The organism is Rhizobium sp. TBD182, assembly GCF_001950375.1.
GTDB lineage: Bacteria > Pseudomonadota > Alphaproteobacteria > Rhizobiales > Rhizobiaceae > Agrobacterium > Agrobacterium tumefaciens.
In genome coordinates, this window is record NZ_BDLN01000001.1 from 1703352 (window position 1) to 1730172 (window position 26821).

At 58.6% G+C, this 26821-nt stretch carries 24 protein-coding genes and 1 other RNA gene; 11 read left to right on the plus strand and 14 right to left on the minus strand.

Annotation, left to right across the window (positions count from 1 at the left end; translation table 11 throughout):
* The first annotated feature begins 3 nt into the window (after positions 1–3).
* A complete protein-coding gene (gene dnaJ / locus T18_RS08540) occupies positions 4–1137 on the plus strand; it encodes a molecular chaperone DnaJ (protein ID WP_003514371.1) in 1134 nt (377 codons plus the stop codon).
* A 67-nt stretch (positions 1138–1204) separates the two neighbouring features.
* On the opposite strand, the gene T18_RS08545 is transcribed toward dnaJ, so the two are convergent.
* The 10 genes from T18_RS08545 to polA all read right to left on the minus strand — a co-directional run bounded on the left by T18_RS08545 (position 1205) and on the right by polA (position 12886).
* Positions 1205–1756, minus strand: a complete 552-nt coding sequence (locus T18_RS08545; protein WP_038489374.1) for a DUF924 family protein — start codon at positions 1754–1756, stop codon at positions 1205–1207.
* Between the two features lie 13 nt (positions 1757–1769).
* Positions 1770–1982: a SlyX family protein gene (locus T18_RS08550; protein WP_013635242.1), complete on the minus strand. Its 213-nt coding sequence runs from the start codon at positions 1980–1982 to the stop codon at positions 1770–1772.
* A gap of 153 nt (positions 1983–2135) precedes the next feature.
* Positions 2136–3641, minus strand: coding sequence for a tripartite tricarboxylate transporter permease (locus tag T18_RS08555; protein WP_013635241.1), 1506 nt, complete (start codon positions 3639–3641; stop codon positions 2136–2138).
* Between the two features lie 9 nt (positions 3642–3650).
* Positions 3651–4112: a tripartite tricarboxylate transporter TctB family protein gene (locus tag T18_RS08560; protein WP_003514354.1), complete on the minus strand. Its 462-nt coding sequence runs from the start codon at positions 4110–4112 to the stop codon at positions 3651–3653.
* Between the two features lie 100 nt (positions 4113–4212).
* Positions 4213–5196, minus strand: a complete 984-nt coding sequence (locus tag T18_RS08565) for a tripartite tricarboxylate transporter substrate-binding protein (RefSeq protein ID WP_038492621.1) — start codon at positions 5194–5196, stop codon at positions 4213–4215.
* A 197-nt stretch (positions 5197–5393) separates the two neighbouring features.
* Positions 5394–6740, minus strand: coding sequence for a sigma-54-dependent transcriptional regulator (locus T18_RS08570; RefSeq protein ID WP_038489372.1), 1347 nt, complete (start codon positions 6738–6740; stop codon positions 5394–5396).
* On the minus strand, positions 6737–8539 hold the full coding sequence (locus tag T18_RS08575; RefSeq protein ID WP_038489369.1) for a sensor histidine kinase: 1803 nt from the start codon (positions 8537–8539) through the stop codon (positions 6737–6739). Before T18_RS08575 ends, T18_RS08570 begins: the two co-directional genes overlap by 4 nt.
* A gap of 185 nt (positions 8540–8724) precedes the next feature.
* Positions 8725–8910 carry a 50S ribosomal protein L32 gene (rpmF, locus tag T18_RS08580; RefSeq protein WP_003514347.1) on the minus strand — a complete coding sequence of 62 codons (186 nt, stop codon included), beginning with the start codon at positions 8908–8910 and terminating at the stop codon, positions 8725–8727.
* Between the two features lie 193 nt (positions 8911–9103).
* On the minus strand, positions 9104–9823 hold the full coding sequence (locus T18_RS08585; RefSeq protein ID WP_038489366.1) for a DUF1868 domain-containing protein: 720 nt from the start codon (positions 9821–9823) through the stop codon (positions 9104–9106).
* 75 nt (positions 9824–9898) lie between these two features.
* The gene (polA, locus tag T18_RS08590) at positions 9899–12886 is read right to left on the minus strand and encodes a DNA polymerase I (protein ID WP_038489363.1); all 2988 of its coding nucleotides are present in this window, start codon (positions 12884–12886) and stop codon (positions 9899–9901) included.
* Positions 12887–13300: 414 nt separating this feature from the next.
* On the opposite strand from polA, the gene T18_RS08595 reads away from it, so the two are divergent.
* Positions 13301–13735 (plus strand): MarR family winged helix-turn-helix transcriptional regulator, encoded by a 435-nt coding sequence (locus T18_RS08595; RefSeq protein WP_003514340.1) that lies wholly within the window; start codon positions 13301–13303, stop codon positions 13733–13735.
* 240 nt (positions 13736–13975) lie between these two features.
* Positions 13976–15367 (plus strand): dipeptidase, encoded by a 1392-nt coding sequence (locus tag T18_RS08600; RefSeq protein ID WP_003514337.1) that lies wholly within the window; start codon positions 13976–13978, stop codon positions 15365–15367.
* Positions 15368–15782: 415 nt separating this feature from the next.
* On the opposite strand, the gene T18_RS08605 is transcribed toward T18_RS08600, so the two are convergent.
* Positions 15783–15992 (minus strand): cold-shock protein, encoded by a 210-nt coding sequence (locus T18_RS08605; RefSeq protein WP_003514335.1) that lies wholly within the window; start codon positions 15990–15992, stop codon positions 15783–15785.
* Positions 15993–16473: 481 nt separating this feature from the next.
* Between T18_RS08605 and T18_RS08615 the strand changes: the two genes are divergently transcribed.
* The 3 genes from T18_RS08615 to T18_RS08625 all read left to right on the plus strand — a co-directional run bounded on the left by T18_RS08615 (position 16474) and on the right by T18_RS08625 (position 20405).
* Positions 16474–16932 (plus strand): YbaK/EbsC family protein, encoded by a 459-nt coding sequence (locus T18_RS08615; protein WP_038489357.1) that lies wholly within the window; start codon positions 16474–16476, stop codon positions 16930–16932.
* Between the two features lie 138 nt (positions 16933–17070).
* Positions 17071–19374 (plus strand): transglycosylase domain-containing protein, encoded by a 2304-nt coding sequence (locus T18_RS08620; RefSeq protein WP_038489354.1) that lies wholly within the window; start codon positions 17071–17073, stop codon positions 19372–19374.
* Positions 19375–19676: 302 nt separating this feature from the next.
* Positions 19677–20405 carry a sugar transferase gene (locus tag T18_RS08625; RefSeq protein ID WP_003514330.1) on the plus strand — a complete coding sequence of 243 codons (729 nt, stop codon included), beginning with the start codon at positions 19677–19679 and terminating at the stop codon, positions 20403–20405.
* Between the two features lie 78 nt (positions 20406–20483).
* On the opposite strand, the gene T18_RS08630 is transcribed toward T18_RS08625, so the two are convergent.
* Positions 20484–21056: a c-type cytochrome gene (locus T18_RS08630; protein ID WP_003514328.1), complete on the minus strand. Its 573-nt coding sequence runs from the start codon at positions 21054–21056 to the stop codon at positions 20484–20486.
* A 150-nt stretch (positions 21057–21206) separates the two neighbouring features.
* Here T18_RS08630 and T18_RS08635 point away from each other — a divergent pair, with 150 nt between their 5' ends.
* Positions 21207–21962, plus strand: coding sequence for a 3-deoxy-manno-octulosonate cytidylyltransferase (locus T18_RS08635; protein ID WP_038489351.1), 756 nt, complete (start codon positions 21207–21209; stop codon positions 21960–21962).
* 11 nt (positions 21963–21973) lie between these two features.
* Positions 21974–22849 carry a prephenate dehydratase gene (locus tag T18_RS08640; protein WP_025592029.1) on the plus strand — a complete coding sequence of 292 codons (876 nt, stop codon included), beginning with the start codon at positions 21974–21976 and terminating at the stop codon, positions 22847–22849.
* A 15-nt stretch (positions 22850–22864) separates the two neighbouring features.
* Here T18_RS08640 and nudC read toward each other — a convergent pair whose 3' ends face one another.
* Together nudC and T18_RS08650 are read right to left on the minus strand one after the other, a co-directional pair.
* Positions 22865–23827 (minus strand): NAD(+) diphosphatase, encoded by a 963-nt coding sequence (gene nudC, locus T18_RS08645; RefSeq protein WP_003514323.1) that lies wholly within the window; start codon positions 23825–23827, stop codon positions 22865–22867.
* The gene (locus tag T18_RS08650) at positions 23827–24255 is read right to left on the minus strand and encodes an HIT domain-containing protein (protein ID WP_161986907.1); all 429 of its coding nucleotides are present in this window, start codon (positions 24253–24255) and stop codon (positions 23827–23829) included. The genes nudC and T18_RS08650 overlap by 1 nt, the downstream gene beginning before the upstream one ends.
* 65 nt (positions 24256–24320) lie before the next feature.
* Here T18_RS08650 and ffs point away from each other — a divergent pair.
* The 3 genes from ffs to T18_RS08665 all read left to right on the plus strand — a co-directional run bounded on the left by ffs (position 24321) and on the right by T18_RS08665 (position 26808).
* Positions 24321–24417: signal recognition particle sRNA small type (gene ffs / locus T18_RS08655), an RNA gene on the plus strand.
* A gap of 162 nt (positions 24418–24579) precedes the next feature.
* Positions 24580–26457 carry a DNA polymerase III subunit gamma/tau gene (locus T18_RS08660; RefSeq protein WP_038489348.1) on the plus strand — a complete coding sequence of 626 codons (1878 nt, stop codon included), beginning with the start codon at positions 24580–24582 and terminating at the stop codon, positions 26455–26457.
* Between the two features lie 27 nt (positions 26458–26484).
* Positions 26485–26808, plus strand: coding sequence for a YbaB/EbfC family nucleoid-associated protein (locus T18_RS08665; protein ID WP_003514318.1), 324 nt, complete (start codon positions 26485–26487; stop codon positions 26806–26808).
* The last annotated feature ends 13 nt before the right edge of the window (positions 26809–26821 follow it).

Here is a 26821-nt window from a genome sequence, read left to right on the forward strand (position 1 = left end):
TTAATGGCGAAAGCAGACTTTTACGAAACACTCGGCGTCAGCAAGACCGCGGACGAAAAAGAGCTGAAAAGCGCCTTCCGCAAACTCGCGATGAAATACCATCCGGACAAGAATCCGGATGATGCTGATTCCGAACGGAAGTTCAAGGAAATCAACGAAGCCTATGAAACGCTGAAGGACCCGCAAAAACGCGCGGCCTATGACCGTTTTGGCCACGCCGCCTTTGAAAATGGCGGCATGGGCGGCGGTGGTATGGGCGGCGGCGGTTTCGCCAATGGCGGCTTCTCGGATATCTTCGAAGACATCTTCGGCGAGATGATGGGCGGCGGACGCGCACGCCGCTCTTCCGGCGGTCGCGAGCGCGGCGCCGACCTTCGCTACAACATGGAAATCACGCTGGAAGAAGCCTTTGCCGGCAAGACGGCGCAGATCAGGGTTCCAACCTCGATAACCTGCGATGTCTGTTCCGGTTCCGGCGCAAAACCCGGCACGCAACCCAAAACCTGCGGCACCTGTCAGGGTTCCGGCCGCGTGCGCGCAGCCCAGGGCTTCTTCTCGGTAGAACGCACCTGCCCCACCTGCCACGGGCGTGGACAGACGATTTCCGATCCGTGCAGCAAGTGTCACGGCCAGGGCCGCGTGACGGAAGAGCGTTCGCTTTCGGTCAACATTCCCTCGGGTATCGAGGATGGCACCCGCATTCGCCTGCAGGGCGAAGGCGAAGCCGGCATGCGTGGCGGCCCGGCGGGCGATCTCTACATCTTCCTGTCCGTGCGTCCCCATGAGTTCTTCCAGCGCGACGGTGCCGATCTCTATTGCACCGTGCCGATCTCCATGACGACGGCCGCTCTTGGCGGCACCTTCGATGTGACGACGCTCGACGGCACGAAGTCTCGCGTCACGGTTCCGGAAGGCACCCAGCCAGGCAAGCAGTTCCGCCTGAAGGGTAAGGGCATGCCGGTGCTGCGTTCGGCGCAGACTGGCGATCTCTACATCCAGATCCAGATCGAGACACCGCAGAAGCTCAGCAAGCGCCAGCGCGAGCTGTTGCAGGAGTTCGAGCAACTCTCGTCCCAGGAGAATAATCCGGAATCGACCGGCTTCTTTGCCCGGATGAAGGAATTCTTCGACGGCTGATCTGCGACCGTTACCCACCAAAAAAAGCGCCGCCGTCTTTCGGGACTGGCGGCGTTTTTCGTTGATATCAGCCAGTAAAACCACCCGCATCAAGATATTGCCGTTCCTCCGGCGTCGTTTCCCGCAGCAATATGTCGTTGCGATGCGGAAAGCGGCCAAAACGCGCGACGATATCGCGATGCTCTTCGGCATGGTGGAGATAAAGCCCGCCAAGCGGCCGGTTGAGCGCGCAGGCACGCTCCTGATCCTCGATGCTTTCCGAATGGGAAAAGGGCAGATAGAAAAAGACCCGCAAATCCTCGGTCACCGCCTGATTGTGGCCGCGACGGATGGCCTCGCTGGCGAACACGCGTGCCAGCGGATCGGTCGCATACATATGCGCTGTCTCGCGAAAGCAGTTACGCGGGAACTGATCCAGCAGAAGCATCAGCGCGAGGCTGCTTTCCGCACCGTCCAGCCAGCCATCCAATTCGCGCCTTGCAGCGGCAAAATGGGCATCGCGGAAACGGTCATGAAAGTGATCGTCGAAGGCGGCGTCCTTGTCGAACCACTTGTCCGGTCCTGCCTTCTTCCAGAAATCCACAATTTCGGCGGCAAGTGCGGCTGTATCGCTCGTCATGGGGTCTCCCTCATCAATAATGCGGCGGCCGGGTAATTGCGGGCGCGTCCAGCGACTGCTCCTCGAGGCTCAGGAACCTTTCCGTCAACCGGTCGAGCTTGGCGCGGGTCTGTTCCACCACCTTCCACTGTTCCGTCAGCTGGTCGGACAGTTCCTCTATAGTCTTGGCCTGATGCGCGATCGTTTCCTCAAGCGCAATGATCCGTTTTTCGGTTTCCGACGTCATATCGACCTCTCTTTCCCGCCCTTCCTTGGCCCTAAAAAGCTTCAAGTCAACCATATGCCGCTTCGGTGAACCGGATTCCTCACAGCGATCCCATCAACGCAGAAACGCCGGCGACATTTCCATCACCGGCGTTCCGAATATTTCGAGACCTGCTCAGTCTTCTTCTACGAAAACCTCTTCGCGCTTTTTCTTCACGCTGGGCAGGAAGACAATGATCAGCACGGCCAGAGCAATAAACAGCAGGGTAGCGCTGATCGGTCGGGTGACGAAGGTCGTCGGATCGCCACGTGACAGGATCATGGCGCGTCGCAGGTTTTCCTCCAGCAGCGGCCCAAGCACGAAGCCCAGCAGCAGCGGCGCCGGCTCGCAGCGCAGCTTCACGAGCACATAACCAATGAAGCCGAAGAAGGCGACGGCGTAGAGATCGAAGACGTTGGAATTAACGCTGTAAACCCCGATGGCGCAGAAGGCCATGATGATGGGGAAAAGCACGTAATAAGGCACCGTTAGCAGCTTCACCCAAAGCCCGATCAGGGGCAGGTTGAGGATGACGAGCATCAGATTGCCAATCCACATCGAGGCGATGATGCCCCAGAACAGCGCCGGCTGCTCGGTCGCAACGTTCGGGCCGGGCACGATGCCCTGAATGATCATCGCACCGATCATCAGCGCCATCACCGGGTTTGCGGGAATGCCGAGCGTCAAAAGCGGGATGAACGAGGTCTGGGCACCGGCATTATTGGCGGATTCCGGACCGGCAACACCGGCGACGGCACCGTGTCCAAACTCCTCAGGATGCTTGGAGACGCGTTTCTCGACGGTGTAGGATGCGAAGGCAGCGAGAATTGCACCGCCGCCGGGCAGGATGCCCAGTGCCGAACCGATGACCGTACCGCGCAGCACCGGGCCGACCATGGCCTTGAAGTCTTCCTTCGACGGCATCAGGCTGCTGACCTTGGCGATCAGCACCGAGCGCGTGCGCTCGTTTTCGAGATTGCGCAGGATTTCGGCGATACCGAATACGCCCACCGCCACCGCAACGAAATTCAGCCCATCGGCATATTCACGGATGCCAAGAGTGAAGCGTGGCGCGCCGCTGTAGATATCCGTACCGACCAGACCAAGCAGCAGGCCAAGCACGACCATGGCCAGCGCCTTGACGATGGAACCATGGGCAAGCGCGATGGATGAGACGAGGCCGACGACCATCAGCGAGAAATATTCCGCCGCGCCGAATTCCAGCGCAATCGCCGTCAAAGGCGGTGCAAAGACTGCCACGAGAAAGGTGGAAACCGTGCCGGCGAAAAACGAGCCGATGGCGGCAATCGCAAGTGCGGCACCCGCCTTGCCCTTGCGCGCCATCTGGTAGCCGTCAATGGCGGTAACGGCGGATGAGGATTCCCCCGGCATGTTGATGAGGATCGCCGTGGTGGAGCCGCCATATTGCGCGCCGTAATAGATGCCTGCGAGCATGATGAGCGATGAGACGGGCTCAAGCTGAAAGGTGATCGGCAACAGCATGGCGATGGTTGCGGTTGCGCCGATGCCCGGCAGCACGCCAATCAGCGTGCCGAGCAGCACGCCAATCAGGCAGAAAAACAGGTTTGCCAGCGACGTGGCCGTGACGAAACCGAGAGCAAGATTATCAAGCAATTCCATTGCGGCACCTCAAAATTTAAGCCAGGGGCCGAAGCGCTGGAATGGCAGGCCGAGACCATAATTGAACACAGCAACGGAAAAGACCGTGATGGCGGCGGAAATAATGACGGCCATGAGCGGGCTCATCTTGTGCGAGGCGAAGGCTGCGATAAGGGCGCTGAAAAAAAGCGCCGGTACGAAACCAAGCCCCCGGACCGTGAAGCCGAAAAAGATCGGCGCGGGCAGGATGAAAAAAATCCCCCGCCAGGCGATTGCACCGAGGGCATCGCCCTGCACACGGGTGGCGCGAATGAATATTACCCCGCCAAGCAGGATCAGCACGATTGCCAGAACAAGCGGAAAATAACCCGGCCCCATGCGGAAGGCGGTTCCGATATCCAGCCCGAAAGACTGCAACGCGAAAAAAGCGCCAAAACCGATGAAAATTGCCCCACAGGCTGCCTCGGCAGGGTCAATGAAAAACGACTTCATGAAAGATGCCCCTCCACTGCGGCCGGTCACACACCGTTCCGCGCGTTAAATTGACGGCAAGAAGCCGGCGGCAGGGTGCCGCCGGCAATTGCTCCAACCATCAGTCGGCATATTGGCCGGCGCCCTCGATCACAGGCTTCCAGCGGGCGATTTCGCTTTCAAGCTTGGTCTTGAGCGCTGCGGGCGTCGCGTCGGCTTCCGGGGAAGGCGTGGTGCCAAGTTCGGCAAAACGGGCCGCCACGTTCTTGTCCTTCAGCGCGACCTGCAGCGACTTGGAGAGCTTTTCGTTGATCTCGGCGGGTGTACCCTTCGGCGTGTAGATACCGTGCCAGATACCCACCTCAAGCTTCGGCAGGCCCGATTCGGCAACTGTCGGTACGTCCGGCAGCACGTCGAGCCGTTTGGCCGAGGTTACGGCATAGGCTTTAACGGTCCCGCCCTGGATTTGCTTGGTGGTGTTGGTGGTCTGGTCGCACATGATATCGACCTGTCCGCCGAGCAGGTCGGTCATGGCCGGGCCTGTGCCCTTGTAGGGAACAGTGACCAGCGGTGTCTCGATCGCGCTCATGAACAACATGCCGCACAGATGCGAAGCAGCACCAATGCCGGCATTGGCAACGGTGACCTTGTCCTTGTTCGCCTTGGCGTAGTCGATCAGACCCTTGAGATCCTTGGTCTCGAGCGTCTTGCGCGACAGAATGGTCATCGGCACTTCCGTGACCAGACCGACATATTCGAAAGCGTTCAGGGTATCATAGGCGAGCTTGCGATAAAGCGTGGCGCTCGTCGCCATGCCGATGTGATGCAGCAGAACGGTGTAACCGTCCGGATCCGACGCCGCCACGCGGCCAGCGCCCAGCGTGCCACCAGCGCCGCCAACATTCTCGACGATGATCTGCTGGCCGAGATCCTTCGACATGGATTCAGCGACAAGACGCGCGACCGTATCTGTCGGGCCACCGGCGGCAAAGGGCACGACCATGGTGATGTTGCGCTCGGGGTAGTTCTGAGCGGATGCAGAAAGCGCAAAAAGGGAAACGGCAGCGGCGGCAGCAACGCCGGTAACTGTCTTCAGTATTTTCATCGATTCCTCCCGGATGAAAATGTTCGCCACTTCAGCCGCGCATGCTCCTCCATGGCGACCGGGGTGAGCCATTTGCGATCCGGGATTGCCGTTCAGCAACGGCGGTCTTGCGGCAAGGCGCGCTTTTATCGCCATCATGGGCAGCAATGGGTGGATTTCTACCCATACGGGCTCATCCATGGGTGGAAATCCACCCATCACACCTCGGTCATGTGCCGGTGCAGCTCGTATTTCTGCATTTTTTCGTAAAGCGTTTTGCGTGAAATGCCGAGGCTCTCATAGACGGATTTCAGATTTCCGCCGTGGGCGGCGATCGCGCGCGCAATAAGGCTTTTTTCATATGCCGCGACCCTTGCGGCAAGCGCCGCCTTGCCATCGCCCTCAAATGGCAGCGAGGTTTCGGAGACATCGCTTTCCAGACCGAGAACGAAACGGTCCGCCGCATTACGCAATTCCCGGACATTGCCCGGCCACTCACGCAGGGAAATGACTGAGAGTAGATGCTGCGGAACGTCCATATCTTCCCGACCGTAACGGGCAGCAGCCTCCCGCACCAGATGCAGGAAAAGCAGCGGTATGTCGGCACTGCGCTGCGAGAGGGACGGCACGAGAAGCGTCGCCACGTTCAGGCGGTATAGAAGATCGGCACGGAACCGCCCTGCCGCGACTTCCTGCTCCAGATCGACCTTGCTGGTGGCGATAAAGCGGACGTCGAGCTCGACTGTTTCATTGGAGCCGAGACGGGTGATCACCCGTTCCTGCAACACGCGCAGGAACCGGCCCTGCAATTCAAAGGGCATGGAGCCGATCTCGTCCAGCAATATGGTGCCGCCGCGGGCATGCTCGAACTTGCCGTAGCGCGGGCGCAGCGCGCCGGGAAAAGCGCCAGCCTCGTGGCCGAACAGCTCGCTTTCGATCAGCGTTTGCGGAAGGGCGGCACAATTGATGGCGACAAAGGGCCGGTTGGCTCTGGCGCTGATATCGTGAAGTGCGCGCGCCACCACTTCCTTGCCCGCACCGGTATCGCCGACAATGAGCGTATCGGCATCGGTCGCACCGATGGCGCGAATGCGGTAGCGCAGATCGACCATGACCTGGGTTCTGCCGGGCAGACGCGTTTCGAGATCGTCATGCTTGCCCGCCACAGCCTTCAGGCGGCGGTTTTCCAGTACCAGTGCCCGCCGGTCGTTGGCTCTTTTTATGATGCCGGCGAGATATTGCGGGGTGAAGGGCTTTTCGATGAAGTCATAAGCACCGTTGCGCATGGCATTGACGGCAAGCTGCACATCGCCATGGCCCGTCATCAGGATGACAGGTATTTCCGGGTCAAGCTCCCGCACCTTCTGCAGCAGCGTCATGCCATCCATGCCGGGCATCCTGATATCGCTGACCACGACGCCATCGAAGCTGTAGCCGATGAGTTCAAGCGCATGTTCGGCGCTTGCCAGCATGGTGACCGCAAAACCGGAAAGTTCCAGCGCCTGCGCGGTGGAAAAGCGCAGTTCCTCCTCGTCATCAATCAACAGAACCCGCGACATGGTCATTCCGCCGCCACCTCCACACGATAGGCTGCTGCCGGTAATTCGATCTCGAATTCCGCGCCGCCGTCTTCATGGTTTCTGACACGCAGCTGGCCGCCAAAATCCTTGATGATGTTGTAGGTGATGGAAAGGCCGAGACCCAGGCCACGCCCCACGCCCTTGGTGGTGAAGAAGGGATCGAAGATGCGCTCCGAAATCGCCGGAGGAACGCCCGGACCTCGGTCACGAATGAAAATCGACACCGTCTGACCGTGCAGCACGGCTTTCAAAGCGATGCGACGATCCTCGCGCCCTTCCACCGCGTCGGCGGCATTGGAGATGATGTTGACCAGCACCTGCTGCAGCCGCACCGGCCCGGCCTTCACCGCAAGCGGCACCGGACCAAGATCAACATCCAGCACCGCATCGGCGGCCTTCAGCCGTGCTCCAACAATTTCCAGCGTATCGCGAAGGACAGCATCGAGCGCGACCGCAGCCATTTTCTCATTGGGTTTGCGGGCAAAATTTCTCAGATGCCTGCTGATAGAAGCCATGCGATCGATAAGGCCCGAAATACGCCTGAGGTTTTCCGTCACCTCTTCCAGACGTCCACGTTCCACGAGAAGAGAGGCGTTTTCCGCATAATTCTTGGCGGCTGCGAGCGGCTGGTTGAACTCGTGCGAAAGTGCTGCCGACATTTGTCCGAGCGCTGCAAGCTTGCCCGCCTGAACCAGGTCATTCTGCATCTTGCGCAATTGTTTCTCCGTCTGGCGACGCTCGGCGATTTCGTGTTCGATCTCACGGTTCACCCGCGCCAGATCGGCTGTGCGCTCCTCCACACGCCGCTCCAGCTCCGCCTGAGCCTCGGCCTGGTGCGTCAGGCGTTCGCGCACGCGCCGCCGTCTTTGCAGCATGGCGGCGACCACGGCAGCCGCAAGACACAGGCAGAGGATGATCGCGATCATCGCCGTCTTGACCTGCGTCCTGAGTGAGCCGGTATCCATCAGCACGCTGACCGTCCAGCCCGCGTCGGGCATCGGCTGCGACAAGACGAGATATTCCCTGTCACCGTCGTTCTGGCTGATCGTCATCAACTGATGAGAGCCGAAATTGCCGTTTTTCAGCGGCAGTTCCTTCAGGTCGGCATTGGCGTAACGCCGGGATGCAGCCGTGCGCGCAAGCCTTTCCGGTGTCAGCGGCATCAGGCCGGAATAAAGCCACTGCGGCGTTCCGGTCATGAAGATGATGCCTTCCGGGTCCGATACGAGAATGCGGTTTTCACCATCGCCGAACGACGCCTCTATGCCTTCAATATCGACCTTGAAGACGATGACGCCCTTGATCTCCTCGTTGAAGAGAATAGGCGCGGAAAAATAATAACCGCGCTTGTGGGAGGTGGTGCCTAGCGCAAAGAAACGCGACGGGAAGCCCTTGGCGGCATCCTGAAAATAGGGACGGTAGCTGAAATTCTCACCGACGAAGCTCGTGGGTCCATCATAGTTACTGGCGGCGATGGTCACTCCGTCCAGCGTGATGATGTAGATGTCGGAGGATTCCAGCAATGTATTGATGGATTTGAGATAGATATTGGCGCGCTGGCGCATCGCCTCATCCTGCGGATGCGCGACAAGCTCCTCAATGTCGTCGTGATCGGCGATCAGCGCGGGCAGCGGCTCGAAACGGCTCAAAAGCCCGCCAAGAGCCGAGACGGCCAGCCTGAGGGTGGTGCGGCCCTGATCGGAGACTTCGCCGAAATAGCTTTCCGCAATGATGCCGCTGCCCTTGGTCACGGCGCCGTAACCGAGGCCGAGGCTGAGCAGCATCAATAAAATCCAGCGATATTTCACCGAAGCTCCCCTCCCCGTTGCAGGCACCAGACCTGCTCTCCCGAACAGAGTGTAGGAGGAGTGATCGGATTTTCCAAGTAACCGAAAAAAGCAGCTAAACGGCCTGAAAACAAAAAACCGGCCACGAGGGCCGGTTTTCCGTAAAGATTATTTCAGAAAGCTTATGCGCTTTCCTTCGGCGTCAGAACCTGACGACCGCGATACATACCGGTCTTCAGATCGATATGGTGCGGACGGCGCAGTTCGCCGGAGTTCTTGTCTTCAACGTAGGTCGAAGCCTTGAGACCGTCAGCCGAGCGGCGCATGCCGCGCTTGGACGGGCTTGTTTTTCTTTTTGGTACAGCCATTTTTGTTACTCCACTTTAGCGGCGAAACAACGTAACCGGCCATAACCAAAGGCCGAATGTCGGGTGTCTCGATATCGGAAATTTGGCGCGCTTATACATGCCCAAACGGGCTTTGACCAGCCCTGACGCGCATTTTTTCCGATTAAGCCGGTTTGCTGCGACGGGCGGGCGGCAGGCCTTTGCAAATCATGCTTCACTTCCTATCAAAAACCACGAGTTCCCTAAAGTGGTTCATGTCCCTGAATTCACAGAAAGCTGGCGCGCGCATCTCGATTATCGGCGCTGCCGCACGCAGTTTTTCCAGCTCTTCATCCAGCATCGCCTGCCATCGAGGCAGGCACTCCGGATCGAACCAGCGCGTGACATAAGCCAGCGTAATATGGAATTGGTAGGTGTTGTGATCGGGATGCCGATAACCGAAAGCTTCGGCAAAGGTATCCCGCCACAGCGCAATGATCCGGTCGTCTTCGGCGCTGGCACCCTTCAGCACAAGCCCCGTCGGCTTGAGACCAGTCACCTGCATATTGAAACCAGGCAGGCCCGGAAAATCCGCCAGACGATCGCAATAATAATCCGTCATCGTGTCGATCGGAGTATCGAGTGGCATATCTTCCGGCCAGTAGGGAAATGCACGGCGATATTCGATAATGCCCTGAAATACCGTCATATGCAGGCTGGAAACCGGTGTGAAGGCCAGCTGCGATGCCTCGGTCATATCCAGAAAACGCTGGCGTGTCCCGATGATTGCGCTTTCGGTTTTCGACCCTTCAACGAGATGGCAAACCACTGTATTGCCCGGCTCGAGCAGGAATTCACCATCCGTATTATAGCGGCGACCCAGATGGCGCGGCGGCTGATAGTGGCTGGCAGCGGAAAAAGATTCCAGGTCTTTTGAAACGAGAGGGGCGTGCATGGGGGAACTCCTTTTGAGATGTTTCCCCTAATCTGCGCACGCAACAAACCAATGACACCCATCGGTCAATTCCCGTCAATGCGCCTCGTCCCAGTTGTCGGCCGCGCGGGCATCCACCTTGAGCGGAACCCTCATGGAAATAGCCGGCATGGCTGCATTTTCCATCACCGAGACGACGATGGGCAGGGTCTTTTCGATTTCCCCTTCCTCGACTTCGAAGATGAGTTCGTCATGTACCTGCAGCAGCATGCGGGCAGAAAGCTTTTCCGCCTCCAGCACCGGCTCGATACGGACCATCGCACGACGAATGATATCGGCTGCAGACCCCTGGATAGGTGCGTTGATGGCCGCACGCTCGTTGAAGGCCTTCATGGAAGGGTTGGAGGAGCGGATTTCCGGATAATGCGCGCGGCGGCCGAAAATCGTCTCGACATAGCCGTTCTCGCGGGCGAAAGCCTTGGTCGCTTCCATGTAATCGCGAATGCCAGGAAAACGCTCGAAATATTTCTTGATATATTCGCCCGCTTCGGAGCGCGCGATGCTGAGCTGGTTGGCAAGGCCGAAAGCGGAAATACCGTAGATGATGCCGAAGTTGATGGCCTTGGCACGTCGGCGCACTTCAGACGGCATGCCTTCCACCGGCACCCCGAACATTTCCGATGCGGTCATCGCATGAATGTCGATGCCGTTTTCGAATGCGCTGCGAAGCTGCGGAATATCGGCGACATGGGCAAGCACACGTAGCTCGATCTGGCTGTAATCGGCGGAAAGAAGCTTGTGTCCGGGGGTGGAGATGAAGGCCGTGCGGATCTTGCGGCCTTCCGCCGTGCGCACCGGAATGTTCTGAAGGTTCGGCTCCGAGGACGACAGGCGCCCCGTGGTGGTGGAGGCCAGCGCGTAGGAAGTGTGCACCCGTTTCGTCTGCGGATGGACATAGCCGGGAAGCGCATCCGTATAGGTCGATTTCAGCTTGGTCAGCTGCCGCCAGTCGACGATCTTTCGCGGTAATTCGGCACCTTCCGCCGCCAGATCTTCGAGAACCTGCGCCGATGTGGACCATTGGCCCGTCTTGGTCTTGGAGCCGCCAGGCAGACCCATCCGGCCGAACAGGATATCGCCGAGCTGCTTCGGCGATCCGATGTTGAAACGCTCGCCTGCCAGTTGGTAGACTTCCTCTTCGAAAGCAGCCGCCTTCTGGGCGAGTTCACCGGAGAGACGCGACAGGATCTGTCGGTCCACGGTGATGCCACGCTCCTCCATATGCGCCAGTACAGGCACCAGAGGGCGCTCCAGCCGCTCATACACACTGGTCAGCCGCTCTGCGGCAAGCCGGGGCTTCAGCACCATCCAAAGCCGCAGAGTGACATCCGCGTCTTCGGCGGCGTAAGCGGTCGCCTTGTCAATATCGACGAAATCGAAGGTGATGCTCGACTTGCCCGATCCCGCCACGTCCTTGTAGGCGATCGGCGTGTGGCCGAGCCAGCGTTCGGAAAGCGTATCCATGCCATGCGTGGTTTTTCCCGCCTCAAGAACGTAGGAAATCAGCATGGTATCGTCGAAACTCTGCATGACGACGCCGTGGCGCTTCATCAGCAGGTAGTCATATTTGAGGTTCTGCGCGATTTTCAGAACGGCTTCGTCTTCAAGAAGATCCTTCAAACGTGTCAGCGCCTCGGCAAACGGCACCTGTCCTTCAGCAAGCCTGATTCCATCGCTGAAAAGATCGCCACCGGAGCCGGTCTTGTGCGTCAATGGCACATAGGCAGCGCGGATATCGGTGCCTGAGGCATCCTTGCCGTTATCGGCAATCGCCAGCGAGAAACCGACGAGTTCCGCCTGCATGGGGTCGAGCGAGGTCGTTTCCGTGTCGAAGGCGACGACACCTGTTTCGCGGGCAGCGGCAACCCAACGATCCAGCTCCGCCAGATCCCTGATCGTCGTATAGGCGGTCGTGTCGATCTTGGCGGCGGAGAAAACCGTCTGCCGTGCCGTGGCGAGATCGGTGGGCGCACTGCCCTCCCCTGTCACCTTCCGTGCCGGAGCGGTGGTTGACGCCGGCACAGCGGTCTTGTCATCAGCTGCGGCAACTGCAGGCGCGGCGTCGAGGTCTGGTCCATGGGCATCAGCGCCCCATTGCACCGGCACATTGGCGGCTTCGATGGCAGAGGCATCGCTATCGGTGGCTTCAGCTACCCGGCGCGTCAGCGTCGTGAACTCCATCGCCTTCAGGAAAGCGATGAGTTTCGGCCCGTTCTGCGGTTCGAGCACCAGTTCTTCCAGAGACTGCTCCAGCGGCACATCGGTTCTGAGCGCCACGAGCTGTCTGGAAAGGCGGGCAAGCTCCGCATTGGCGATGATGTTTTCGCGGCGTTTCTGCTGCTTGATTTCTCCTGCCCGCGCCAGCAGCGTGTCGAGATCGCCGTATTCTTCCAGCAATTGCGCGGCCGTTTTCGGCCCGATACCAGGAATACCCGGAACATTATCGGTGGAATCGCCGGTCATCGCCTGAAGGTCGATCATCTTTTCCGGGGCTACACCCCATTTTTCGACGACATCGGGAACGCCGATCTGCTTGTCCTTCATGGCGTCGTACATATGCACATTGGCCGTGACGAGCTGCATCAGATCCTTGTCGGAAGAAATGATGGTGACATCGGCGCCAATCGCCTCCGCCTGACGGGCGTAAGTGGCGATGATGTCATCCGCCTCGAAGCCTTCCGTCTCAATGCAGGGAAGGTTGAAGGCCCGTGTCGCCTCGCGGATCAGGCCAAACTGCGGCACCAGATCTTCCGGCGGTGCGGTGCGGTTGGCCTTGTATAGATCGTACAGCTCGTTGCGGAAGGTTTTCGACGAATAGTCGAAAATCACGGCAAAATGCGTGGGCGTGACGCCGACATCAGTATTGCGCGCATCCTTCAGGAGCTTCCACAACATGTTGCAGAAGCCGGAAACGGCGTTGACCGGCAGCCCGTCCGACTTGCGGTTCAGCGGGGGAATGGCATGGAACGCCCGGAAAATGAAACCGGAGCCGTCAACGAGGAAGAGATGATCGCCTTTTTTCATGGCGATATGGATAGCGCGGGGCCGTTTTGACGTCCACAGAAAGTTCAAACAACGCACTGCAAAGCGCGCGGGGCTAAGCCGCTGGAGGCACCGGCAAAATTCGCGTGAACCTTACGAATTTGTAATAGATTTTCCCTTGAAAAGCCGCATTTGCACACACATTTCTTAGTGGACGGCGCCTGATCACGCCGTAGTCTGATTGTAGGCTCGTCCCCCGCCGCATCAGACCGGACAAAGGCCTTTCCCCCCTCTCCGGGCCTTTGTCCTCTTATATGACCGCCATGGCCGTCCCCTCCCGGCCATGGCGGTTTTTATTTGTGCCGGGTTTCTGACTGGCATAAACATATCATGCGATATATATCCCACTATCGAAATCGCGCGATTGCGCCGGCCAGATGCCAGACGGATTGATGAATGGGTTTTTCCCGGGACGAATCGGCGATCTATCTCGCCGCAAAAATGGCGAGGGAATTCACCATGGCGCTCCAGAAGAGAGCCGCCGCGCTGGGGTTTTCTCCTGGACAATTCCCCATCCTCATCGAACTGTGGCATGAGGAGGGACTGACGCAACGGCAATTGCTGGATAGAATCGACGTGGAGCAGGCGACGCTTGCCAATACGCTGTCCCGCATGGAGCGCGACGGGCTGATCGTGCGCAAATCCCACCCAAGCGACCGCCGCGCGCAGATCATCGAACTGACCCAGCGCGGCAGGGATCTCGAGGCGAACGCCATTGCCGCTTCCGAAGCCACGGAAGATACGCTGCTGGCGGATTTCCGCCGTTTCGAAAAGCAGCTTCTGCTGGAATATATGCGCCGGGCGATCGACCGCGCCAAAAAAGCGAAATAGCATTTACAACTCGAAACGCTTTCTTTGCTCCTGGCCTTCTATCGCCTGCAGCCTCCAAGGTTTTGTTTCCGCGCAGTTTAGGACGGAAAACCACTTCGCACTTTTCTTGAACTGCTCTATCGTTCCGGCGGCTGCGCGCTTGCCGATTCAACGACACGTCAGCCCCTTGTTCCCACGCGATGCGCGATACCAGGATGTTTCGTCCATCGCCGGGTTGCGACAGACATGACAGGATCAGCGATGACAGACGTTTCCCCCATTCTTTCCACGGCCGACGACAACCTCACCTCCAGCCTCGAGCGATTGTTCGAACTGGTGCGCATCCCGTCCATTTCCACGGACCCCGCCTACAAGGCGGAGTGCCGCAAGGCGGCGGAATGGCTGGTCAGAACGCTTGAATCACTGGGCTTTGCGGCTTCCGTCCGCGACACGGCCGGTCATCCAATGGTGGTGGCGCATCACGACGCCGCGACAAAAGACGCGCCGCATGTGCTTTTCTACGGCCATTACGACGTGCAGCCGGTCGATCCGCTCAATCTTTGGGAAAACGATCCGTTCGAACCGGCCGTGAAAGATATCGGCGGCGGCCGGCAGGTGATCACCGGGCGTGGAACGGCTGATGACAAGGGTCAGCTGATGACCTTCGTGGAAGCCTGCCGGGCCTATAAGGCAGTCAATGGCAGTCTGCCCGTGCGCGTCACCATTCTTTTCGAGGGCGAGGAAGAATCCGGTTCGCCCTCGCTGAAGCCGTTCCTCGATGCCAATGCCGATGAGCTGAAGGCCGATTATGCACTGGTATGCGATACCAGCATGTGGGACCGCGATACGCCCGCCATCGCCGCCGCCCTTCGCGGCCTGGTCGGCGAGGAAATCACAATCACGGCGGCCGACCGCGACCTGCATTCGGGCCTTTTCGGTGGTGCGGCCGCAAATCCCATTCACATCCTGACCGATATTCTCGCCGGCCTGCATGACGAGACCGGCCGCGTGACACTTGCCGGCTTCTATGACGGCGTGGAAGAAACCCCCGCCAACATCAAGGCTTCCTGGGAAACGCTGGGCCGCACCGCTGAGGCCTTCCTCGGCGAAGTCGGCCTTTCGATTCCATCGGGCGAAAAGGGCCGCTCCGTGCTGGAGCAGACCTGGGCGCGGCCAACAGCGGAAGTCAACGGCATCATCGGCGGCTATACCGGCGACGGCTTCAAGACGGTTATCGCCGCAAAAGCCTCTGCTAAAGTGTCCTTCCGTCTCGTCGGAGAGCAAGACCCGAAAGCGGTCCGCGAGAGCTTCCGGAACTATGTCCGCTCCAAAATTCCAGCCGATTGCTCGGTGGAATTTCACGAGCATGGTGCATCGCCGGCTATCCAGCTTTCCTATGATTCGCCAGTGCTGACGAAGGCGAAAAACGCGCTTTCGGAAGAGTGGCCCAAACCTGCCGTCGTGATCGGCATGGGGGGCTCGATCCCCATCGTCGGCGATTTCCAGAAGATGCTGGGCATGGATTCGCTGCTCGTCGGTTTCGGCCTTACCGATGACCGCATTCATTCGCCGAATGAAAAATATGACCTGCAGTCGTTCCACAAGGGCATCCGCTCCTGGATCCGCATTCTCGACGCCCTGGCCGCGAAGTAGTCAAAAAGAAAGGAGGCGCCGGTTACCCGATGCCTCCCCGTTCTCTTATATTTTGGTGGTTCAAAACAAAAAGGCCGGGCAAGCCCGACCTTTCCATCCGTTTTTCGTCAGTGCCAGTACATCCGTGGTCAAAGCGTTCAAACGGTCCGATGCTCCAGAGCGCGCCAACAAAGTCGACGCTGCTTTTCACGACCAGGATCGGCTGCTTTGGTTAATCTTTGGTTAACACAACAACAGCGGCACTTTAAAAGCACCAGCCTAGCAATTCCGTGCGGAGCACTGTTGAACCCTATATTGGTATGCACTCCAGCTTTTTCAAGAGCGGCCGGACCCGGTGCACCTTCCAAAAGAAAAAGGCCGGAAAAATCCGGCCTTTCATATTCATACGAATGACCCGTTCAGGCCAAGCCGCTTATCAGGAAGCGACGAGCTCGCCTGCAGACATCTTGCCCGAGCGACGGTCCTGCGTCAGCTCGTAGGAGAGCTTCTGACCGTCGTTGAGGGAGGTCATACCAGCGCGCTCAACGGCGGAGATGTGAACGAATACGTCCTGCGAACCGTCGTCAGGCTGAATGAAGCCGTAGCCCTTGGTTGCGTTGAACCACTTTACTGTACCAGTCGCCATAACGATTTCCTTCCGTTGGCAAATTGTATTTGCACTGCGCGCAGTGCGGTCTTGGGTCGAATTTGAAGGAAAGATCGTCGTGTGCACCTTAGAAAAGGCGCCGAAGCTCTGGTCGTCAAACAAATATCGATGCGCGAACACCTAGGTTGGAAGGGCCTGAAAGTCAAGTTTCTTTGAAAAAGCCCGGCGATTTTTGTGAAGCGTCGGCAAATGAAAGTCGCGGGAAACAAGGCCTTAAACAGCAAAAACCCGGCGCGGGAGGAGGTGCGCCGGGTTCTTGAAACTGACTGACAATTGGGAGGAGGAGTATTGTCAGTCCAATCGGGCGACGCTGGGAGGAGGAGTGCGTCGCTTCGATGATTTGAAGATACAGGATCTTCGCTCAAAAAACAGACGTTTCATCGCAGCGCAGCATTGCATAAAATGCATAGCTACTTCGCGACACCTTGAAGCCTCTTGGCATACCGCCTAATAAATACGCATGACCATCGAATCCGTCAGAGCGTTTTTCACCGAGAATTCCCCCGAAGTGACCGTTATCGAAACGGAAACGAGTTCGGCGACAGTCGCTTTGGCTGCAGAAGCGCACGGCGTCGATCCCGACCAGATTGCCAAAACGATCTGCCTGAAGGCGGGCGACACAATTCTTCTCGTCGTTGCCGCCGGCACGAAACGGCTCGACAATCGTAAATTCCGCGATCATTTCGGCGCCAAGCCGCGCATGCTGGGGGCGGAAGAAGTCGTTGCGGTGACCAGCCATCCCATCGGTGGCGTGTGTCCTTTCGGATTGCCTTCTCCCCTTCCGGTGTTTTGCGACATATCCCTGAAAAACTATCCCGAGGTGGTTCCGGCAGCGGGTGCCACCAATGCGGCGGTAAGGATTTCGCCTGACATGATGGCGCGACTGACGGGAGCGGAATGGGTCGACGTCTGCCAATGACGCCGATTTGATCCGGCGAGGACTTAACCCCGCCTTAAATTGCCGCATTTAAACTCTTCATCCTGGATTAAGGATCGCGCAGGCATAGAAGCCTGAAGTGCGAACGGTTTCGCGAATATAAGGAGCGACTTCGGCTGGATGGCAGGCAAGGGTAAATCACGCGATCGGGTAGAGCCTTCCTTCGGGGATTTCCACGAATCCGGTGACGATCTGCGTCTTGATGCCAGCGAGCGCATTGGCGGAACCGCAAAGCAGCCCGCCAGAAAACCGAAGTCCACATCCGGCCGCGCCAAACCGCAAAAAAAGGAAAAGCGCACACGCAGTTCCGGCGGTGGCACAACAGGCTTTATCCGGTCCCTCGTTTACTGGTGCATCGTGCTCGGCATCTGGGGCGGTATCGGCGTTGCCGGTCTTGTCCTTTATTACGGCGCGCGCATGCCGAGTGCCAGCAGTTGGACCATTCCCGAACGCCCTCCGAATGTGAAGATCGTTTCGGTGAACGGCAGCGTGCTTGCCAATCGCGGCACCACGGGTGGCGAGGCTCTCGCGCTTGAAGACATGTCGCCCTACCTTCCACAAGCGGTCATGGCGATCGAAGACCGGCGGTTCTATTCCCATTTCGGTGTGGATCCGCTCGGCCTGGCCCGCGCCATCGTGACCAATGTGATGACGGGACGAACAGTGCAGGGCGGCTCGACGCTGACGCAGCAGCTGGCAAAAAACCTGTTCCTCTCACAGGACCGGACGCTGGAGCGCAAGGTGCAGGAAGTGCTGCTGGCCTTCTGGCTGGAGCATAAATACACCAAGGATCAGATCCTCGCGATGTATCTCAACCGCGTTTATTTCGGTTCCAACGCCTTTGGCGTCGAAGCCGCTTCCAGACGCTACTTCAACAAATCCGCGCGCGACGTCAATCTTGGCGAGGCGGCAACGCTTGCCGGACTTCTCAAGGCCCCCTCGCGCCTTTCACCGGCGCGCGACCCGCAGGCGGCGGAGGAGCGGGCGCAGGTCGTTCTGAGATCCATGCGCGATGTCGGGTTCATCACCGATGACGAGATCAAGACCGCGATGTCGCAGCCGCCGACCAAGGCCAAACGTTTCTGGTCCGGTGCCGAACATTACGCTGCCGATATGGTGATGGAGGAAGTTCGTGGCCTGATTGGCGACGTCAAGCAGGACATCGTCGTCGATACGACCATCGACCCCAATCTTGAACGCGACGCCGAAAAAGCACTGACCCATGTTCTCCAGGGTGATGGTAAAAAGCAGGGCGCCTCGCAAGCGGCTCTCGTTTCCATCGATGGCACAGGCGCAATCCGGGCCGTGGTCGGCGGGGCGGATTATGCCGAAAGCCAGTTCAACCGGGCCGCGAAGGCGAAACGGCAACCCGGATCGGCGTTCAAACCCTTCGTATACGTCGCCGCGCTCGAATCGGGTCTGACCCCCAGCACCATTCGCAATGACGGGCCGGTCCGCATCGGAAACTGGACACCGGAAAATTACGAGAAGAAATATCGCGGCGAAGTGACGCTTGCCACTGCGCTTGCCAATTCTCTGAACACGATCGCCGCGCAACTGGTGATGGAAGTCGGTCCTGAGCGGGTGACGCAGGTGGCGCATCGCATGGGTATCGAATCGGAGCTTCAGAACAACGCTTCCATCGCACTCGGCACCTCGGAAGTATCGCTGATGGAGCTGACCGCCTCCTACGCTCCCTTCATGAATGGCGGCTACAAGGCGACGCCGCATATCGTCAAACGCATCTCCGATGCTGACGGCAAGGTGCTTTATGAAAACAGATACGACAACCCGCCGCGCGTGCTGAGCGAGGAGATCGCCGCGACGATGAACGGCATGTTGTCGCGCGTCATCACCGAAGGAACAGGGAAAGCCGCCCGCCTCCAGGGTTGGCAGGCAGCGGGAAAATCCGGCACGACACAGTCTTTCCGCGACGCGCTTTTTGTCGGCTACACAAGCAACCTGACAACGGGCGTCTGGTTCGGCAATGACGACGGCACATCGATGAAAAAGGTCACCGGCGGCGGCTTGCCTGCAAAGGCCTGGAAAGATTTCATGACCGCCGCCCATTCCGGGCTCTCGCCATCGCCGCTCTTCGGTCTCGGCGCAGGCGGCGTGCCGCCGCTTGGGGAAATACAGCAACCGGCGCCCGAGAGCGCGCCTTCCTCCATCGGCGACATCATTTCCAATGCTCTCGGCGGCGGCGGAACGACAAACACTCGAGCCTATCCCGAAGCGCCCGTCTCGCCAAACGCTGGTCAGCCGGGCGTCCCCATGCCGCCTGGAAACATCCCTTCCCGCGATATCGAACCCGGCTATTCAGCCGACAATGGACCTGTGCCGCCAGCCGATATCGGCGGCCGGGCGCCGGCAACTTCCGGACCGAAGCAGACGACCCTTCTTGATATTCTGATGGGAAATTAATTGCCTTTTGGGTAATCGGCTCACCGGTTACCCGGCAAGCGAAGGGCCGGCAACGATCCTGTCGCCTTTCCCGCAAATACTCAATTTTCCAAAGACTTGATTACACCGAATGGGCAGCCAACGCAGCCAAGAGCGGAGACCGCACTTGTGTTTGCAACATATGCGTGCATCCACGTTAACCGTAGATTGCTATTTGCGCAAAAACGATTACATTTCGGATGACTTTTTACGGTAAATGAATTATTAATCGTTCATATAAATTAATTTTCTTGTTTCAAAATAACTTTTCAGGGCTTCATATTATGCTGGGTACTAAAAGCTCATCGCATGCCGTGTTTTACGGCGCCCCTTATCCTGCGGCTGTCACTTTCGACGCGGCGGAAACACAACCTTCCATTTCAGAAACCAACACATCGGTGTTCCTGCGCAGCCAGTTTGTGCTCAAAAGAACGATCGACATTGCAGGGGCGTCCATCGCCCTTGTCGCACTCGCGCCCGTATTGTTGACCGTCGCGGCGCTGGTCAAACTCGACAGCAAAGGGCCGGTCCTGTTCTCACAAGTCCGTTGGGGCATGAACGGGCGAAAGATCAGGGTCTATAAATTTCGCTCGATGCGGACCGAACTGGGCGATGCCACCGGCGTGGCGCAAACGGTAAAGAACGATCCGAGGATAACCCGGATCGGCGCCGTGCTTCGCCGCACAAATGTCGACGAGCTGCCACAGCTCATCAACGTCTTGAAAGGCGACATGTCGCTGGTGGGTCCGCGCTGCCATGCGATCGGCATGCTGGCCGCCGGCCGTCTTTATGAGGAACTTGTTCCCCACTACCACCTGCGGCACCGGATGCGACCAGGCATTACCGGTCTTGCCCAGATGCGGGGTTTGCGCGGCCCGACGGATCGCAGTGACAAGGCGCGTGCCCGCATCGTGTCCGATCTTTATTACGTCGACAATTTTTCCGTCTGGCTGGATATCAAGATCATGATCGGAACGGTCATTTCCGAATTGCGCGGCGGCAAGGGTTTCTGATCTTTCAGAAATCAGACAGATAGAATCAAAAAAGCCCGGCAGCGATGCCGGGCTTTTCTTATGAAATCACCATTTCCGTCAGTTTATCGGCACGGGAGCCGCAGCCGGATCCGGCAGCGGCGCCGGGTTTGCCGACAGCGTGCGCAGATAAGCGATGAGATCGGCGCGTTCCGTCTCCTTCTTCACACCCGCAAAGCCCATGGCCGTGCCGGGAACGTGTTTCTTGGGAGCTTCGATGAAGTAGCTGAGATGATCGTAATCCCAGTGCACGGAACCGCCCTTGGAGAAATCCTTCATTGCTGCGGAGTAGCTGAAACCCGCATGGCTGGCGATCGGCCGGTTGACGATATCGAAGAGATTGGGGCCGACCTTGTTTGCACCACCACTCTCTCCGGTATGACAGCTCGTACACTTCTTGAAGACCGCCTCACCCTTGGCAGCATCCGCGCTGGCGAGCAATTTCGCGATCGGGGTTGCCGCTGCAGCGGGTTCGCCTGCAGCCTCGCCGCCGCTCGCTTCCGCGACGATGGCGTAACCTTCCTTTTCCGGGGTGGGCGCATGAAAAATGCCCTCAGACGCAATTGACACCGACATCAGAACGAAAACCGTGCCCAGCAACGCCCCAACGCCCATATTTACATAAGAATTCATCTATATGCGCTCCCTCGCATCCGCTCCATATAACCGGGCATCTTGAAATTATTCAAAAGCTATGGCTTTTGCACAGCCTGCGCAACTTGAATAATATTCCCCACTCCGTGACGTTTTGACACTTTTCGGTTGGGATTTGAAGGGTGTCGGATGAAGAATCGGGAATTCGAGAAAGCTGTCGTCCTTATACCGGCGCGGATGGCATCGACACGGCTTCCGGGCAAGCCTCTCGCGGATATTGGCGGCAAACCGATGATTGTGCAGGTTGCACTCAGGGCGCGTGAAGCTGGCGCGACGCGCATCGTCGTTGCAGTCGATGACGAACAGGTATTTTCAGCCGTAAAAAATGCCGGTTTCGACGTAATGATGACGCGAGATGATCACCAATCCGGTTCGGACCGCATTTTCGAGGCGCTGCAGAAGGCCGACCCCTATGGCAACGCCGAATATATCATCAATGTTCAGGGCGACCTTCCGACCATCGAAGCGGAAACGATCCGCGCCTCGTTGCGCCCGTTGGAAAATGCCGCCGTCGACATTGCCACGCTGACGGTTGAGATCACCGACGAGGAAGAAAAGACCAATCCGAACGTGGTGAAAGTGGTTGGCAGCCCGCTTTCCGAGACGCGATTGCGCGCGCTTTATTTTACCCGCGCGACTGCGCCCTATGGCGACGGACCGCTTTATCATCACATCGGCCTTTATACCTATCGCCGCGCCGCCCTCGAAACGTTCGTGAGGCTTCAGCCTTCGCCACTCGAGAAGCGCGAAAGGCTGGAACAATTGCGCGCGCTGGAAGCGGGCATGCGTATTGATGCCGAAATCGTTCACTCCGTGCCGCTTGGCGTTGATACGCCGCACGATCTCGAAAAAGCCCGCACTATTCTCGCAAACCGAACCCTCTGATGGATAATTCCATGACCTTGAGCACAAACCGCATTGCCTTTCAGGGCGAATTTGGCGCGAATTCCGACATGGCATGCCGCGACATGTTCCCGGATATGGAGCCTTTGCCGTGCCCGACATTCGAGGATGCTTTCAATGCCGTCGAAAACGGCGAAGCCGATCTCGGCATGATCCCGATCGAGAACACGCTGGCCGGTCGCGTTGCAGATATCCATCATCTGCTGCCGGAATCACGCCTTCACATCATCGGTGAATATTTCATGCCGATCCGCTTCCAGCTGATGGTTATACCGGGCGTGAAGAAAGACGAGATCCGCACCGTTCACAGCCACATCCACGCGCTTGGCCAGTGCCGCAAGATCATCCGTTCCAACGGCTGGAAGCCAGTCGTTGCCGGCGATACGGCTGGAGCGGCGAGACTGGTTTCTGAAAAGGGTGATCGCAGCATGGCAGCGCTTGCACCGCGTCTTGCCGCCGGTCTCTACGGCCTTGATATCATGGCTGAAAATGTCGAGGATTCAGAAAACAACATTACCCGTTTCGTAATTCTTTCGCGCGATGAGAACTGGGCCAAACGCCAGTCCCAAGGCGAAGCACCGGATGAAACCATCGTCACGACCTTCGTGTTCAATGTCCGCAACATTCCGGCGGCGCTTTATAAGGCAATGGGCGGTTTCGCGACGAATGGCATCAACATGACGAAGCTGGAAAGCTACCAGCTCGGCGGAAGGTTCGTGGCAACACAGTTCTATGCCGATATCGAAGGCCATCCGGATGACGAGCCGGTGCGGCACGCGCTGGACGAGCTGCGCTTCTTTTCCGAGAAGGTCCGAATTCTCGGCGTCTACAAGGGTCATGCGATGCGCGGCAAGCTCAACCAGAGCTGAGCCTGCCGCAAATCTTCATTTCGTCCATTCCACCCAGTCGCGCATCAGCCGGTGCGCGATGGCACCGCCCGGAGGCGCGGAAAAGCCCTCGCCCGCAGCAGCCTCCAGCATCGTGGCAACCTCCGCCCGCGTGAACCAGCGGCAATCCTCCAGCTCGATCTCATCGCGGGAAATATCGAACGAGAGAGCCTCGGCATAACAGCCGATCATCAGCGTGTGCGGCATCGGCCAGGGCTGGGAAGCGTGATAGCGCACGCGGCCGATTTCGACGCCGGATTCTTCATGCGTCTCGCGGCGCACGGCCTGCTCGATGGTTTCGCCCGGCTCCACGAAACCGGCGAGGCAGGAATACATGCCCGGCGCAAAATGCGCGCCGCGTCCGAGCAGGCAAAGATCGCGCTCGATATCGATCGTCATCATGATGACGACGGGATCGGTTCGGGGAAAAATAGTGTGATTGCAGGCGGCGCAGATGCGCTTGTAGCCGCCGATACGCAATTCCATCGTGCCGCCGCACCGTCCGCAGAAGCGGTTGTCGGCATTCCAGTGCGTAAGGCTGACGGCCTGGGCTACCTCGCTCAGCAATTCCTCATCGAGAAGATGATCGCGATAAAGGGTGCGGGCATCGGCCAGCTTATAGTGGCTCGCTAGCGTGTCTTCCGTGACGGCCACCGGCACCGCAATTCTCGGTTCGCCGGTTTCGCGGTATCCAAGCAGAACGGCATTGTCGAAATCCGGCTGCAATTCCGCCAGCTCATAGGCGGAAAACAGGGGATCTATGACCTGCTCGTCATGTTTCAGGACAAGCCGGTTGCCGGAGAAGGCAAAAATATGGGTGCCATCGACTTTCAGCGCATCGGCAACGCAGTCTTCCGTCCGCTTTTCGGCGAACCGGTTGAGGGCGTTCTTGGAAAAGGCTGTCAGCAGGCTTGCTTCGGGATGGGGAGCAGTGGTTTCGAAAATAGTCATTGATATCATCAGAGCGCGCCGGATATTTTTTTCATCAAGGATTCCTTTTCGCCCGGGCCATAGGGCACTGGCGTCCCGTGACCCCAGATTGGGCCGGGCCAGCAGGTGTCGCCTTCGTTGCGGGCGATAATATGGACGTGAAGTTGCCGGACGATATTGCCCAGCGCGCCGACATTGATCTTGGTGGCCCCGGTAACGTCCTTCAGCGCGGACGCGACGAGATTGGTCTCGAACGTCAGCACGGCCTGATCGAGCGGAGTAAGATCGAACAGCTCGCTGGCGCCGCCTCTCTGTGGCACCAGCACCAGCCAGGGCCAGCGGCTGTCGTTCTGCAAACGCAGCTCGCATAGTCCCAAACGCATTACAAGCGCACTGTCGCGCGCCAGCCTGTCGTCCAGCCGGAATGTCTCCAAGGCGTCCTCCATGTTTGTTTTCATTGTGATAGCAGTTTTTTGAAGGCTTGGCTTGCATTTGCTTTCGATATTGCCGATATGTGGCCCCGGGAGGTTGGTGGTGGACGAGCCACTCGCCAACCGGGTCAGGTCCGGAAGGAAGCAGCCCTAACGAGCCAGGCACGGGTCGCCGTGCCAGCCTCCCACCTTTTTTAAATTCCGCTCAGCTTTCGCCGGGCCAGTTCAGCCTGAAAGCGGCCCCTGCGTATCGGCATGATGTGCAGACTTTAGAGGAATAGAGCGTGCCTGATGCGTCCAATGGGACGCACGGCGCTCTAGGACAAACTGGCAAAATAAACTGGCGAGGCGATGAGCGACACCTTACCCACCACATCAAGCGAATCCCAGGGCGGGACCGGCTACCGGGTACTGGCACGCAAATATCGTCCGAAGGATTTTTCCGATCTGATGGTCGGCCAGGAGCCGATGGTCCGCACGCTGACGAATGCGTTCGAGACCGGCCGCATCGCGCAGGCCTATATGCTGACCGGCGTTCGCGGTGTGGGCAAGACGACCACCGCGCGTATTCTTGCCCGTGCGCTGAACTACAAGACCGACACCATCGACAAACCGACCATCGACCTGCGTATCCCCGGCGAACATTGTCAGGCGATCATGGAAGGCCGTCATGTCGACGTGATCGAGATGGACGCCGCCTCCCATACCGGTATTGACGACATTCGCGAGATCATCGAGCAGGTGCGTTACCGCCCGGTTTCGGCGCGCTATAAAGTCTATATCATCGACGAAGTGCACATGCTCTCGACGCAGGCCTTCAACGGTCTTCTGAAGACGTTGGAAGAGCCGCCGGAGCATGTGAAATTCATCTTCGCAACCACTGAAATCCGCAAGGTTCCGATCACCGTGCTGTCGCGGTGCCAGCGCTTCGACCTGCGCCGCATCAGCGCCGCCGATCTCGTCGGCCTGTTCACTGCCATTGCCGGCAAGGAAGGTTTCGAGGCCGAACCGCAGGCGCTCTCAATGATTGCCCGCGCGGCTGAGGGTTCCGCCCGTGACGGTCTTTCCCTGCTCGATCAAGCGATCGCCCATGGCGGCGGACGCGTGGAAGCCGAGGCGGTGCGCGGCATGCTGGGTCTTGCCGACCGGGCGCGCATCGTCGATCTTTTCCAGCACATCATCAAAGGCGATGTCGCGGCGGCACTTTCTGAATTCAATGGTCAATACGAGGCAGGCGCCAACCCCGTCGTCGTGCTGAACGACCTTGCCGATTTCACTCACCTCGTCACCCGCATGAAATATGTGCAGGATGCGGCGGAAGATCCCTCGCTGTCCGAGATCGAACGCGTGCGTGGCGCGGAATTTGCCGAGACAATCGCCGTGACTGCGCTGTCGCGTATCTGGCAGATGCTGCTCAAGGGTATTCCGGAAACTGAAAATGCCTCACGTCCTGCGGGTGCGGCCGAAATGGTGTTGATCCGCCTTTCGCACGCCGCCAATCTTCCGGCACCGGAAGACGCGGCGCGACGCCTGCTCGAACTTTCCAACAGCGATGGCGGCTATTCCAATGGCGCGCCTTCGGGTGGCGGCAATGGCGGCGGCACTCGCGCCTATTCCTCAGGGCAGACAGTGGCCGCAGGAAGACCTGTGGAGCTTTCCGCCCAGAGGCCGGCAAGCTCGCAGCCTTCGACCATGCTGCGCGCCGTGCCTGACAGCCGCCCGCAGGAAATGCAGGTCGCGGCACCGAAAACCGAAGAACGGCCGGAGCCGAAGGTTCCCGTCAACTCTCTTCAGGACATTGCCGACCTGTGCCAGAAAAATCGCGATCCCGTCATGCGGGCGAAGGTTCGCAACTTCGTACGGCTGGTGCGGCTGGAGCCGGGCCGGCTCGACATGCGCCTCGGCGATGGCGCACCCGGATCGCTCCCCGGCGAGCTTGGTGTGAAGCTGAAAGAGTGGACCGGTATCCACTGGATCGTCAGCCTTAGCAAGGAACAGGGTCAGCCGACGCTGGTTGAAGCCGAGGGGAGTGCGCGCGACGCCCGCCTCGTGGATGCGAGGCAGGACCCTGACGTGGCAGCCATTCTTCAACAGTTTCCAGGTGCAAAAATCACCGACGTGCGCATTCGCGTCACCCAGCAGGACGAGCCGGACGAGATCGCCCCGCCGCCTTCGGTTGCCGAATCGAGCGAGGGCGACATCCTTCCCGGCGACGATATCGAATTTTAATACATAACAAAAACAGGAGTTTGGCACATGCGCGACATCATGGGCATGATGGGCAAGGTCAAGGAAATGCAGGCCAAGATGGAAAAGATGCAGGCGGATATCGCCGCGCTTGAAGTCGAAGGCAAGTCCGGTGGCGGTCTCGTCACCGTGAAGCTGAATGGCAAGGGCAGCCTGCTGGGCCTGAAGATCGATCCGTCTCTCTTCAAGGAAGACGACGTCGAAATTCTCGAAGACCTGATCGTCGCCGCCCACAATGACGCCAAGGAGCGCGCCGAGGCCATCACCGCTGAAAAGACCAAGGAAATCACGGCTGGCCTGCCGATCCCGCCCGGCATGAAGCTGCCGTTCTGATATTCTTACGAAT